10 protein-coding genes are annotated in these 13,776 nt (G+C 59.1%); 5 read left to right on the top strand and 5 right to left on the bottom strand.

Features of this window, described 5'->3' with window-relative positions:
- Nucleotides 1-43 precede the first annotated feature (43 nt).
- From aspT (C934_RS0108575) to C934_RS0108590, 3 genes are all read right to left on the bottom strand, one after another.
- The gene (aspT, locus tag C934_RS0108575; RefSeq protein ID WP_018856303.1) at nt 44-1,735 is read right to left on the bottom strand and encodes an aspartate-alanine antiporter; all 1,692 of its coding nucleotides are present in this window, start codon (nt 1,733-1,735) and stop codon (nt 44-46) included.
- Between the two features lie 64 nt (nt 1,736-1,799).
- Complete coding sequence (locus tag C934_RS0108580) at nt 1,800-3,425, bottom strand: bifunctional aspartate transaminase/aspartate 4-decarboxylase (RefSeq protein WP_018856304.1); 1,626 nt, start codon at nt 3,423-3,425, stop codon at nt 1,800-1,802.
- 481 nt (nt 3,426-3,906) lie between these two features.
- The gene (locus tag C934_RS0108590; protein ID WP_018856306.1) at nt 3,907-4,872 is read right to left on the bottom strand and encodes a hypothetical protein; all 966 of its coding nucleotides are present in this window, start codon (nt 4,870-4,872) and stop codon (nt 3,907-3,909) included.
- 209 nt (nt 4,873-5,081) lie between these two features.
- Between C934_RS0108590 and C934_RS0108595 the strand changes: the two genes are divergently transcribed.
- The 4 genes from C934_RS0108595 to C934_RS35585 all read left to right on the top strand — a co-directional run bounded on the left by C934_RS0108595 (nt 5,082) and on the right by C934_RS35585 (nt 10,888).
- A complete protein-coding gene (locus C934_RS0108595; protein ID WP_018856307.1) occupies nt 5,082-5,378 on the top strand; it encodes a hypothetical protein in 297 nt (98 codons plus the stop codon).
- 446 nt (nt 5,379-5,824) lie between these two features.
- Nucleotides 5,825-8,530, top strand: coding sequence for a decarboxylase (locus C934_RS0108600; RefSeq protein WP_018856308.1), 2,706 nt, complete (start codon nt 5,825-5,827; stop codon nt 8,528-8,530).
- 143 nt (nt 8,531-8,673) lie between these two features.
- On the top strand, nt 8,674-10,365 hold the full coding sequence (gene aspT / locus C934_RS0108605; protein ID WP_018856309.1) for an aspartate-alanine antiporter: 1,692 nt from the start codon (nt 8,674-8,676) through the stop codon (nt 10,363-10,365).
- 373 nt (nt 10,366-10,738) lie between these two features.
- Nucleotides 10,739-10,888 (top strand): hypothetical protein, encoded by a 150-nt coding sequence (locus C934_RS35585; protein WP_018856310.1) that lies wholly within the window; start codon nt 10,739-10,741, stop codon nt 10,886-10,888.
- Nucleotides 10,889-10,903: 15 nt separating this feature from the next.
- Here C934_RS35585 and C934_RS35590 read toward each other — a convergent pair whose 3' ends face one another.
- Together C934_RS35590 and C934_RS0108620 are read right to left on the bottom strand one after the other, a co-directional pair.
- Nucleotides 10,904-11,239 (bottom strand): sunset domain-containing protein, encoded by a 336-nt coding sequence (locus C934_RS35590; protein WP_026371674.1) that lies wholly within the window; start codon nt 11,237-11,239, stop codon nt 10,904-10,906.
- A gap of 651 nt (nt 11,240-11,890) precedes the next feature.
- Nucleotides 11,891-12,733 carry a helix-turn-helix transcriptional regulator gene (locus C934_RS0108620; protein ID WP_018856312.1) on the bottom strand — a complete coding sequence of 281 codons (843 nt, stop codon included), beginning with the start codon at nt 12,731-12,733 and terminating at the stop codon, nt 11,891-11,893.
- A 95-nt stretch (nt 12,734-12,828) separates the two neighbouring features.
- Here C934_RS0108620 and C934_RS0108625 point away from each other — a divergent pair, with 95 nt between their 5' ends.
- A complete protein-coding gene (locus C934_RS0108625; RefSeq protein WP_018856313.1) occupies nt 12,829-13,728 on the top strand; it encodes an SDR family oxidoreductase in 900 nt (299 codons plus the stop codon).
- Nucleotides 13,729-13,776 lie beyond the last annotated feature (48 nt).

A 13,776-nucleotide genomic window follows, 5' to 3' on the forward strand; every position in this document is an offset into this window, starting at 1 on the left:
AAGCAGTTGCCTCGGCAATACACGCTACCTTACCTACGGCAAACTAGCCAAGCAACAGGACCACGACCATCCCCCAGATCGTCAGTAGTGTGTTGCCGATGGCGTAGGTCACGGTGTAGCCGAGCGCGGGAACCTGGCTCTTCGCCGCGTCCGTGATCATGCCGAGCGCCGCCGTGGTGGTACGCGCTCCGGCGCAGGCACCGAACAGGATGGCCGGATCGAACTTGAACAGGTATTTGCCGGTGTACATCGCCAGGATCAGCGGAACGGACGTCGCAACCACGCCCCAGAGGAACAGGCTTACTCCAAGCTCCTTCAGCCCAGCAACGAAGCCGGGGCCGGCGCTGATGCCGACCACCGCGATGAAGACGTTGAGGCCGACCGAGTTCATGAACCAGACGGTCGAGGACGGGATCCGTCCGAAGGTCGGATGCACCGAGCGAAGCCAACCGAAGATAAGGCCGGAAATCAGCGCGCCGCCGGCGGTGGACAGCGTCAGGGGCACACCGCCGACGTTGAGGACGAACGCCCCGATTAACGCGCCGAGGACGATCGCGGCGCCGATGAAGGCGACGTCGGCGACGTCGGTGGCGCGATCGGGGTAACCGATGCCTTTCGTCGCCGCGGTGATGTCCTGCGGGCGGCCGACGAGCGTGAGAATGTCGCCGCGGTGGATCTTGGTATCGGGCAGGATCGGGATCACCGTCGCGGTCGCACCGCGAACGATCTTGCGCAGGAAGACGCCGCGCACCGTAGGCGACTTGGCGAGTTCGGACAGCGTTTTGCCGTCCACCGCCTTGGACGTGACGTAGATGTCGACGCCCTCGGCGCGGACATTCTGAAGCTCGGGATCGTTTACTTCCTCGGCGGCCTGGCCGAGCACCTCGACCAGCACGTCACGTGGACCGGCCACGGCGACGACGTCGCCGGCCTTGAGTACCGTATCGGCGGTCGCCTCCTCTATCCGCCCGTCACGGCGGATGCGCTCGACGAAAACGCGCGCGTCCGGCACCATCGCCTCGGCTTGCTTCGCGGTCATGCCCACGGCGCGGCCGTCTGGCTTGATGCGGTAGGCCCTGAGTTCGAAGCGGTGCCAGGCCGATCCCGCTCCGCCGAACTCCGCCGCGGCGCTGTGGCGCGCCTCGTAATCCTTGCAGGCGGCGACGAGGTCGATCCCGAGGAGCCGCGGACCAACAAGCGCCAGAATGACCGCCGATCCGGCGGTACCGAAGATGTAGGTCACCGCGTATGCGATGGGCATCGCGTTGAGCGTCGCCTGGGTTTGTTCCGCCGTCAGTCCGAGCCGGTTTATCGCGTCGGTGGCAAGGCCCATGGAGGCAGAGATGGTCTGCGAGCCGGCATAGAGGCCGGCGGCCGAGCCGACATCGTAGCCGGCGATCATTGCAACGACCACCGGAACTATCAGGCAGTAGATGCAGACGACCACGGAAAAGATCGCCTGCGGCAGACCGTCGGAAGCGATACCGCGCACGAACTGCGGTCCAACGCCGTAGCCGACCGCAAACAGGAACATCAGGAAGAAGACCGATTTGACGTTCGGCGATATGACGATACCGAGCTGCCCGATTACCACGGCGGCGAGCAGGGTCGAGGTGACGGCACCGAGACCGAGACCCTTATAGGTGAACTTGCCAACGAAATAGCCGATCGCAAGCGACAGGAAGATGGCGATTTCGGGATATTTCTGAAGCGTTGCGGCAAACCATTGAAGCATGGTGGCGATCTCCGGCGTAGGATCTCTTCGGCTGCGTCTTCTACAAATCGAATAGCGACCCGCCCTACGGCTGAGCCGTCTCGCCCTTGGCGGCGCGGTAGGCCTGCAGATAACCTCGCGCCACCGCACGGATGGCCCTGCCGATCGAATCGTAGGCCTCGTCCGGCAGGTTGGCGAAGGACACGCGCACCGACCAGTTCGGCGCCTCGAAGCCCGATCCGTTCAACACCACGATGCCATGGTCCTCGGCTAGCTTGAAGGCGATATCGAGCGGATGAACGTTCTCCTTCACCCAGTCCGTCACCTCGTCGCCGACGTACTTACGTGCCCAATATTCATAGTCGATGATGCCGTAGTAGCGGTCGAAATAGGGGCGAGCCTTGAACTCGATCCCCATTCCGTTCATCAGCTTGTCGAAACGGCGTTGGCAGATGGCCATGCACGCCTTCTGATAGATCTTTTCCTCGTCCATCATTTCCACGAGGCTGAACAGCGACATCATCACCTGTTGCGGGAGCGACAGGCCGGCCGTGTGGTTCAGCGCCACATCGCGGCTATCGGCGACGATGCGATCGATGAACTTGAGATCGCGGGGATGCGGCGTCAGAGCCTTGTAGCGCGCGTCGAGAAGTTTTTGCGTGGCCTCGGGCATCTTTCGGAGCATCTTGTCGAAGATATTGTCCTGGGCGACGGCGACGACGCCGAGGCGCCAGCCGGTGCATCCGAAATACTTCGAATAGGAATAGACGCCGATCGTGTTGTGAGGCAGATGGCCCATGACGGATTCGAAATTCGGCACGAAGGTGCCGTAGACGTCATCCGTCAGGATCATCAGGTCTGGGCGCTTTGTTTTGACGAATTTGACCAGCCGGTCCATGCTTTCCGGATCGATCGCGACCGCGGAGGGATTGCCGGGATTGACGATGAACAGCGCCTTGACTGACTTGTCCTCGAGCGGTTTCAAGTCTTCCTCGGTCAACTGGAAACGGTCTTCCGCCTCCGCCGAAACATGGATCTGCTTCAGCGAATAGTCCTCGAGATGCGGCATCTCGAGATAGGGCGTGAAGATCGGCGTGACGAGCGCAATCGTATCACCGGAGTTCAGAAGGCGCGCATTCTTGAGCGCCTTGAAGATGTAGCACATGGCCGCGGTGCCGCCTTCGACCGGGTAGAGGTCGAATTTTGCGGTCGGGCGGTGGCCAGCGCACATGGCCCACATCAGATATTCATGAGTAATCGCTTCGTTGTGCACCAACGCGCGGTCGGGAACCGGATAGTGGTCGCCTATGATCGAGTCCGTGAGTTCGTTGACGAACTTATCAGGCTCGAAGGAGAATTTCGTGATGGCGAAATCCACCACAGCGTCGAGCGTCTCAGCGCCGGGCGTGTCCGGATCGCCCTTGCGTTTTTCCACCCATGCCTTCAGCCGCTTGTAGCATCCGTCGACGGGCGGCATTCCCGCGAGACCCGCTTCTTCATCGAAGGAAACACGCTTGGCCTCGGTCAGCGCGAACTGACCAAGAAGGAAGAAAGCTTCGCGCGCCTTGGTTGCGATCCAATTGGGGTTGCCTCGCCCGGCGTTGAGATATGCACGCCCCGATTTGTCAGCCTGAGCCAGCCTGATGAGTTCGTCCTTGATCTCAAAAGGGCTGAGATCGACAAATTTTGCGTAGATTCCCGCTGCCGTCATTATCATTCCTCCCACTGTGGTATGCCTGCCGGGCATTGGACACATCGAAATGCGGACTTCGAGTTCTGCTAGTTGGAATGGTATCCGATGAGATTGCAACGGCAAAGAATGTTACACCTTCAAGTGGGGTAGTATACGGTATCCTACGCCCTTTAAGGCATGCATCACCGATGTGCTCTCACCCTTTTATCACTGCCGCATACCAATAAGATCGCCGACAACCTCGACGCCACGTTGACAGTAGGCGATATTGATCCGGACGATTTCGACGACGTAATGAAGGGTTTCTCCCGTCTGCAAGCTTCGTCCTAATACGAGACCCGCGCCCTGGACCAAGCGGGAAGCCATTTCGCCGGCACCGGTTTTCGAGCGGTTAAGGAGCGCACATGCATTGACCAATGCATAGGAAGCAGAAGCCGGCTGGAGACGGTTAACCTGGAACTCGTTTCCGAGAGCTGATATCTCCAGCACAGGGCGTAGCCTATCCTTGGGGCCGCGACATCGCCCCCGCTCCGAATGGGGCTGTCACAGCCGCCGCGATTGATCGCGCGATGGCCATCTGGGCGTCGAGAATGCTTCGACCCTTTATATTGACGTCGTAGTCGCTCGACCACACGACTGCACCGTCTGCCGCTCGGACCAGGCGTGCGATTGCTCGCATATCATCAGCCTCCATGCGTATGCTACCTTGCAGAGTGTATGTCGCGTCGGCCTCATTGGCGTTGGTTTTTGCGCCCTCCGTGATCACGACCAGTTCTTTGGACTTCACGAGATTGACGACGATTTCATTTTTCAGCCCACTCAGGACTTCATTCGAGACCCTCGTTTCTTCGTTGGTCGCAAAGGGCTTGACTAAAATCGTCGGCCTGCCGCCGCCCATGACTGGCTGCTTCGATGTAGTGTTATTTCTTTCGGTGAACGACGCCATCCCCACGGCGGCAAGTACGATCATTCCAGCGGTGATCATGATCCAACGAGGCAATCTGCTTTCGCGCTTTGGCGGCTCGGTTGGCGGCTTATCGGGCAATGACGCGCTTGCGGCAGAGACCGTTTGCGCTTCATCTTCAGTCCTGGTGCCACCCTCAATCGCCCGTTTTGCGAAAGTTGGAACGTAACCGCCAGCCGGAACGGTGATCAGTACTTCATCCGCTGAGCCGCTCGTCAGATAGTACCGCTCAAGAGCGCTACGAAGCTGGCGTGCTGCCATTCGCACGCAAGGATCATTCATTGCATCAAATGACGCATCACGACCGAAAACGCTGGTTGCAATGGTGAATGCCTTCAGATAAGCGGCGCGTCCTTCGAGGGTCTCGTTCACGATGAACTGCAAAAATCTGTGCCCGCGATCGGGGAGAATGAACTCTGGGCTCGACAGTATGCGATCCAACTGTTCTCGGACCTCGGCGGGAGAGGGGTGCGAGTGTACGCCGTCGGGTTGACTTCTCATCTGGGTCCTTCCGACAAGTGGACAACTAGAGGCATGTCGATGTTAGATTATCGACATGTAGTGACATGGCAATTGGCTTCCTTAATCACGCCAAAAAAAAGGCCGCGCAATTTCACGGCGGCCAGAACGGGCACGCAAACAGAACATACCGTAATTTACTTCCGCGTGGGCGCGCGGTTGTTACACTGTTATCGGGTAGAGGATCGCCAATGGGGAAGGATTGGATAGAGGAGGACGGCTGCCGTGGGACCGCGCAATCTGGATTGCGTCGGTTGATGCTCAAGCTGCCTGCGCAACGCCAACTGCTCCAGAAACTGCCCGCGTCCAGTTTATGGCCGTTCTTTTGCAATCTTCTTGAAGCCTACGATGAGGGTTGCGTCGCCTTAGACAACTTCCGGCGTGATGGTGCGGGCTTTTATATCGAGGAGTACGAGACGATGGTCGCTGAATTGGAAGCTGATATCGTCAGGGACCTTGCGCGCGTCGTTTGGCCACCGGACCGGTAGAATAGGATGTCGGGAAAGACAGAGGCCGGGGGGAGGCTGCAGCGCGAAAACCATCGGTCGAGGCGGTGAGTAGGTTACAGACGGTCTGCGGTATACTACCGTATTTTACTTCGCATGTTGCAGCCGTTGAGTGATCCTGAGTTCGGCCCGCTAGGGCTGTGATGCTGTCCCGTCGCGCACGACGCCGGCTAGCTACGGCTCCGCTTCGGGGCTGACGGGACGGAATGCCGATACTGAGTCTAGGCTACACTGCCGACAATAGTCCATTCGCGACCTGGGACTGGTGCTGACGTTGGCCTGAAATGGATGGGGGTCGGTATACGGCTCCGCTCGCCTTGCAGTGCCTTTAGAAGCTGGCGACCTGCAGCAGGCCACTCCAATCGTCTGTGCAGTGACAATTCGTCAACTGTAGCGAATCTTCAATAAAAGGGTGTTGGGAGCATCAGATGCCAAAAAAAACCGCAGACAATCAGTCTCTGCTGATGCATTCGGGGCGTGCCGACAACTGGCGCGAGGTCACGTCTCTGGCCGACGCGTGGGCCGCACAGCGGGGAGGGCGGGAGGCGCTGGAGGCAGCGCTCGCCGCCATGGAAGCCGTAGAGGAATACCACGCTTATCCCGGTGCGCGATTGCGCCAAGCCCTGGCCGAGCGCATTGCTTCAAACGACCCCAGCGGGGCGGCCCGACTGGCTCGGCGCATCTCCAACGGCCTTCTGACGGATGCCTATCGCAGCCGTCCCGAGGAGTGGGATGTCAATGACCACCTGTCGCCAAACGAGGTGGTCGATATTATGCCGCCAGCCACGGGTGAGACTCGTGCTCATCGCCCCTATTTCGAGGTCCTGTTTGTCAACAGCCAACCTGCCGCACGATGGCCCGCCTTGGCCTCCGAGCTCCGCAGGATGCGCCGTCACGAAGATTCTTTCATTTATGAGCCCATTTTCGTCGGCTCCTTCGAGGATGCGGTTTGCGCTGCGGCATTGAACCCATCTATCATCTCCGTCGTCCTTGCGGAGGGGTTTCCTTACCGCTCGCGCCATGACGCGCCAGTATTGCGCTCCGTGCTAAATCCGCTGCTTGGAGAGGCGGAAAGCCCCGAGGTCTCGGCGCTTCACTTGTCACGGATATTGAAGCGGATCCGGCCGGAACTCGACATCTATTTGCTTTCCGACCGGCAGGTCGAGAAAATTGCCGGTGATCCGGCGGCGGATTCGATACGGCGCATCTTCTATGCCGTCGAGGAACCGCTGGAACTGCATCTCGCGATCATCGAAGGCGTGCAGGCACGGTACGAGACGCCCTTCTTCGACAACCTGAAAAAATATGCACGGCGGCCCATCGGTACGTTCCATGCCCTGCCCATTGCTCGCGGCAAGTCTGTCTTCAAGTCGGACTGGATCCGCGACATGGGCGAATTTTATGGCCTCAACCTGTTCCTGGCGGAAAGCAGCGCGACAACGGGTGGCCTCGACAGCCTTTTGGAGCCTACCGGCAACATCAAGCGATCGCAGGAAATGGCTGCCCGCGCATTCGGTGCCGACCACGTCTTTTTCGTTACCAACGGCACGTCCACCTCCAACAAGATGGCCGTCCAGGCGCTGCTGGCCCCGGGCGACATCGCGGTGGTCGACCGCAACTGCCACAAATCGCATCACTACGGCATGGTTCTAACGGGTGCGCAGCCATACTACGTCGAGGCTTTCCCGATGACGGAATACTCGATGTACGGGGCAGTGCCACTCGCCACCATCAAACGTGCATTGCTGGCGTTGAAAGCGGAGGGGCGGCTCAATCGCCTAAAGCTGCTTGACCTGACCAACTGCACCTTCGATGGGCACATGTACAATGTCAGGCGGGTGATGGAGGAATGCCTTGCCATAAAGCCGGATCTGATCTTCCTCTGGGACGAGGCGTGGTCGGGATTTGCCCGGTTCTCTCCCTTCCTGCGACCTCGAACCGCCATGGGAGCCGCCTCCGACATCGAGGAATGGTTGCGCGATCCCGCCTCCATCAGTGCCTATGAGAAGCAAAGCGCCAATCTCGGAGATAACCCTTCCGACGAGACACTTCTTGCCACCCGGCTCATCCCCGATCCGCGGCTTGTACGCCTTCGCGTCTATCAGACGAACTCGACGCATAAGTCGATGTCGGCGATCCGGCAGGGCTCCATGCTCCTCGTCAAGGATGTGGACTTTCATACGGTTGAAGCTCAGTTCCACGAGGCAGTCTTCACGCATGCATCAACCAGCCCCAACCAGCAACTGATCGCGAGCCTCGACGTCGCACGTCGACAGATGGAACTTGAAGGCTATGGCCTGGTGATGAACGCAATCGAAATTGCGTTGAAGATCCGTCGGGCAATCAATGAGCATCAGCTGATCTCGAAATACTTCCGTGTGCTCGGTGCCGATGAGATGATACCAGCCGCGTACCGCCAGTCGGGCTTCCAGGACTATCTCGCGCCAGGTTCGAACTGGGCCACCGCGGTCAAAGCGATGCAAGAGGACGAGTTCTATCTTGATCCGACGCGCATGACGCTTGTCTGCGGAACCGCTGGTTTCGACGGAACGCAATTCAAGGGATTGCTGGCGAGCGAGTACGGCATCCAGCTCAACAAGACGTCGCGCAATAGCGTGCTACTCCAGTCGAACATCAACAACACGCGTAGCGACGTGGCCCACCTGATCCGCGTTCTCGTCGAGATTTGCCTTGGCATTGAGAAGCGCCTCGCCGACGGTGGACAGGCAGAAAGAGCCGCCTTTGATGCGCGGGTCAAATCCCTGATGACTGACGTGCCGGACCTGCCCAATTTCAGCCATTTCCACGAAACCTTCCGCGGTGATGCGGGTAAAGCAACACCCGAAGGCGACATGCGGACTGCTTTCTTTAATGCCTACGACGCGGCGCGTTGCGAGTATGTCCCGCTGCTCGGTGCTGAGTGCGATCGCAGACTGCGGGAGGGACCGGAAATGATTTCGGCCAATTTCGTCATACCCTATCCGCCCGGGTTTCCGATCATGGTGCCGGGTCAAGTGCTGACGCAGGAGACCATCGATTTCATGCGCAAATTGGATGTGAAAGAGATTCACGGTTACGAGAGAGCCAGGGGGCTAAAATTGCTCAAACCGAAGGCTGCAGGCGCAAAGCGCTGAGTCATTGCTTCACGAGCGCTGGCTTCGCGCTCCATAATGCCGCCTCGCTACGGCATGCCGTAGCGAGGCACCGCTGACTTCTGGCGTGCGGACAGTTGGCGATCATATCTGGCCTGGAGAAGGGGAGAGGGGGCAGTCTGGTCATGTCTTGGGTCGCGCAATTCCTTGTCAAGTATCCGGAACTCGCAGTGTTTCTTGCGATCAGCATCGGATATTTGGTCGGGGGCATCAAATTCGGAGGTTTTACACTTGGACCCGTCACAGGCTCCCTTTTTGCGGGCATCCTGATAGGTCAATTCGCCGATGTCCCGATTGCCGCCATGGCAAAATCTTTCCTGTTCCTTCTGTTTCTCTTCGGTATTGGCTATTCCGTCGGACCTCAGTTCATGCAAGCCTTGAAACGAGACGGTCTCAAGCCGGTGTTGCTTGCCGTCGTTGTATGTGTGACCGGGTTGCTGACGGCGGTGGCTGTTGCCAAGGGTCTTGGTCTTGATCCGGGCTTCGCGGCGGGTCTCGTTTCGGGCGCGCTGACCGAAAGCCCTGCCATGGGCACGGCAACCGAGGCGATCAATGGGCTGGCACTGACGGAAGCCGATCGCGCGAGGTTGGTGGCACATATCGCTGTCGCGGATGCGGTGTGCTATGTATTCGGCGCCGTTGGAGTGATCCTGTTCTGCAGCGTCGTCGGCCCGAGGCTGATGCGCATCGATTTGCGTGCAGAGGCACTTAAGCTCGAGCAGGAACTCGGCATATCCCGCAAGACGCCCGGCGTGGCATCTGCCTGGCATCGCTTCGAAATCCGCGCGTATCGGATCGCGGACGCGGCACCGATCGCTGGTCTAACATTGACGGCCGCAGAGGCGAAATTTCCCGAGCACAGGCTCTTTGTCCTGCGCCTGCGACGGGGGAGCACGATCATCGAGGCGGAGACGCAGATGGTGATTGCTGCCGGCGATGTCGTGGCCGTCTCGGGGCCGAGGGAGGCACTCGTGGCCGTGCTTGGCCCACGCGCCGAAGAGGTCGAGGATCGTGAACTTCTTGATGTCCCGATACTAGCCGCAGACGTGCTGTTGACCAACCGTGAGCTGGCGGGCCGAAAGCTCGATGACATTGCCAAGGAGGGGTGGACACGTGGTCTATATCTGCGTGCCATCAGCCGTGGCGGCGCGGCGATCCCCGTAGGGCCGGGGATCCGCCTTGAGCGAGGCGACATTTTGCGCCTGGTCGGGCCCGAGGCGACGGTGTCGCATGCGGAAAAACAGATCGGTGTCGTCATCGCACCGATAACGACGACGGATTTCTTCGTTCTCGGTCTTGCGATATTCTTTGGTGGACTTGTCGGCATCCTCGTCACCTTTCCGATCGGCGACATGCGGATTTCGTTGAGCACGAGTGTGGGCACGCTGCTGGCGGGCCTGCTGGTTGGGCATCTGCGCACGCGCTTCCCCCTCTTCGGGCGGATTCCAGATGCTGCTGTATCGCTGATGACTGCGCTCGGCCTTGCCGCGTTCGTCGCAATGACGGGGCTGCATGCTGGACCGCTGTTTGTTGCTGCAATCGCCGAAGCGGGTGTGGGGCTTCTGTTTGGCGGCATGATCGTCACCATTGCCCCGATGATTGTAGGGCTCTATTTCGGCCGCTACGTGCTTCGCATGAACCCCATCCTGCTACTCGGGGGGCTGGCCGGCGCGCAGACGATGACTGCCGGCATGGCGGCCGTCCAGGATCGATCGGGAAGTACCGTTGCGGTTCTCGGATACACACCGGCTGTACCCATCGGCCATATCCTGCTCACGACCTGGGGAACCGTTATCGTGGGAATCATCGCGAATTAGCCGTTGGTCAGATGCCGTTATCTGTGTCGATCGCGGGCTGCTAGTAGCAGGCAAGATACCGAGCTTGTTAGCATCGAGAAGCCGACGCGAAGCTCTTTCGCACCTTCGTGGTAGCGCTTGCCATCTTCGGAGCAACCTACAAGAAGGACTGGCCGTGAGTCATGACGGTGCACCCGGTGGAGTAGCCAGAAGGCGGCTTGGGAGCCACCAATTCAAGGCGCCGCGGTCAATAGGGGAAGCCTTTATACGTGGCCTGCTGCCACGAAATCGATGATTGGTCCAAGAGCTGGCGCCACTGGCACCGCTGCGTTCGCAATTGAAATCGCCAATTGCTGCCTCATCTACGCCAGAGGTTCAACGTGGAGCAAACGGTATGAAGTCGACCATTGCAATCTGCATTGCCTTACTCGCCCTGTCCGGATGCGCCAATACCGCGTACGGCTTGAAACAGGATGGCGTCCAAACAAGCCATGCGCTCGACGATGCAACACAACGGATGCTATCGGCTGGTGCTAAGAGGTAGCCGCATTGCCAGTGCTTAGCGCATTGCCCTTCGCCATCCAGCAGCTTGCGCCTCTGCTTCGCTACAGAACCATCGCTCGCCGTAGCGCCAGGATATCCTGGTCTCGCCGTAGTACTCCTGACCGGGGACGTGATAGATCCGCTCACCAGTGTCTATGCTAATGTTCCCTTTAATGTTGCAAGCACTCGAGAAAGCCGCATACCGCGTCGAGGACGCCAGTAGGTCTGTGCCGACGTAGCCAGCCAGTCCAGCCACGATAATCGCCATGTAGAATGCCTGCATGGTGAACAGTGGTGGAGCCTGCTTCTTCGTCTGATATCGCGGTGGCGGAAATGAGCGGTGTGTCGGCATGCTTTAGGAGAAGCGAATTCCAGGTGCGGCCTCAAGTGGAAGTTGCGCAAAGAGTGAAGGGATATCTTTGGAAATAGCTAAAACTTGAGGCAGTGGCATGCCGACTCTGAGGGCGGCCGCTCGCACTCAGGAGCTGGGCGAAGCAACCGCGGCGCGGGCGTGAAGCGCGAGGCGGGCAAAGCTTCAAATGGAAGCCGCGTAAAAGACCGGGCAGGGCTTTCCCGTGAATGCTCAATCCCCGACATGCGGACGGCGGCAACCGTTAACACAAGCAGCGCCACACAGCCTTCGCCTTCAGCGCGAGCGTACTAGCCGACGGGTGACTTTGAGCACCTTGGCTGCACCGGAGGCGATCGCGTGCGCGTGAACCAAGACGTCGTGCTTTTGGGTCTCGGTGCGGCGCGCGTCAAGGCAGCTTCGACAAGCGGCGAATGGCGGCCTGACATCTGGCTCGCCCAACAGGAAAGAATCCCCTACTGCTGGCAAGCGCTAACCCGTGCTTCGCTGTCTCGGCCTTGCCGATTGGCTTCTTTCGGCCGCCCTTGCGAAGAGGCGTCTTTAGAGATTGTGATCAGGTCTCTTCGAGTGATCCGCCGTGGTGCTTGCCGTTCGTCTTGCTCTTTCAGACGCGCCCAGCAACTTCAGGAGAGCTTACCCGTTGGCCGCGCGGGTGCGTTGCTTTTCTCTAACCTGTCGCCGAATCTGTTCGGCTACGGCTGGATCAATAGGATTGTAAACGACCAGGTTCAGATCCGGTCTCCCATCGACCGCAAACCCCGAATACTCCAACTCGATGTCACCCAGGTCCGGATGCTTCAGTCGCTTGGTTCCTTCTCCATGAGAGATGACTTCGTTTTCACGCCAGAGCCTGTCGAAATCCGGACTCGCCCGGCAAAGCTCGTCGACCAAATCCGCAATCTCCGACGTGGCCCCGGCGCGCGCAGCGTCCGCTCGGAACGCACCGACCACAAATCGTGCCATCGCCTCCCAGTCGTGCTGAAAGGTCCTGATCGTCGGATTGCAGAACAATAGACGCAGTATGTTTCGCTCGTCCGGAGCGAGCCTGTCGTAGTCGGTCAACACGATAGTGGCAGCCCGGTTCCAGGCAACGATGTCCCACGCGGCGGTCCGCACGAGGGCGGGGCTTGCGTCGAGCGTATCGATCAGCCGCTGGAGGCGGGGACTGACGCCCCCAGCGACACGGTAGCAAACCTCGGGCGGGCGGCCGAGACCAAGCATGAAGAGATGTTCCCGCTCCGGTTCAGTGAGCATCAAGCCGCTCGCGATGCGGTTAAGAACATCTGCCGATGGGGCGCCACCACGGCCTTGCTCCAACCAGGTATACCATGTCGGGCTGATGTTGGCCCGTTGCGCGACCTCTTCCCGACGCAAACCCGGCGTGCGCCTCCGCCCCGAAAAGCCGAATGTCGCCGGGTCAAGTCGCGAACGGCGGTCCCTGAGGAACACGCCAAGCGGATTCTTTTCAGTGCTCATGGTTCCTGTTAGCCATTATAATAGGATAAGATCACTACTTTAACAGCATAAATAATAGCCGGATAGTAGCGTCTCCAGCAATACGGAGACATCCCATGCGAATTTTCCTTACCGGGGCGACCGGCTTCATCGGCTCGGCCATCTTACCTGAACTCCAAAACGCAGGGCATCATGTTATCGGCATGACACGTTCAGATGCCGGCGCAAAGGCACTCGAAGCCGCGGGCGTTGAAGTTCATCGCGGCACGCTCGAGGAACCCGATACACTTCGGGCAGGTGCGGAAAAAGCGGATGGTGTCATACATACAGCTTTCGACCATGATTTTTCGCGCTTTGTCGACAATTGCCAGAAAGACGGCCGCGCAATTCGTGCGCTCGGCGAGGCGCTCAAGGGGTCGAAACGCCCTCTTGTAATCACCTCCGGCACGGGACTGGGCAATGCCGAGCTCGGCAAACCTGCAAGCGAGAATATCTGCAACACGGCTCATCCCAACCCGCGTGTTGCATCCGAACTCGCCGGGAATGCCCTGCTTGATGCGGGCGTCAATGTGTCGGTCGTGCGACTTCCGCAGGTACACAATACGATCAAGCAGGGCCTTATCTCGCCACTTATCGAAATTGCCAGGGCGAAAGGCGTCTGTGCTTATGTGGGCGAGGGTCTCAATCGGTTCCCGGCGGGTCATCTGCGCGATGTGGCATTGCTTTATCGCCTGGTTGTCGAGAGAGCCGAAGCCGGAGCTCGGTATCACGCGGTCGGAGAAGAAGGGATCGAGACCCGCGAGATCGCGAAGGCGCTCGGCCGTGGCCTGAAACTTCCTGTCGTATCGGTCGCACCGACGGAAGCCGCCGATCATTTCGGCTGGATGGCGATATTTGCTGGACTGGACTTTCCTGCTTCCAGCAAAACGACGCAACAAGTACTTGGATGGAAGCCGATGGGTCCCGGCCTTATCGCCGATCTAGACAGTATGGATTATAACGCTATGGCAGCGTGAAAACAGATTGGAGGCTTTGCGGTATGATCTCAGGCAGGCCAGAAAAGC

Source organism: Rhizobium sp. 42MFCr.1, from assembly GCF_000377185.1.
Classification (GTDB): Bacteria; Pseudomonadota; Alphaproteobacteria; order Rhizobiales; family Rhizobiaceae; genus Rhizobium; species Rhizobium altiplani.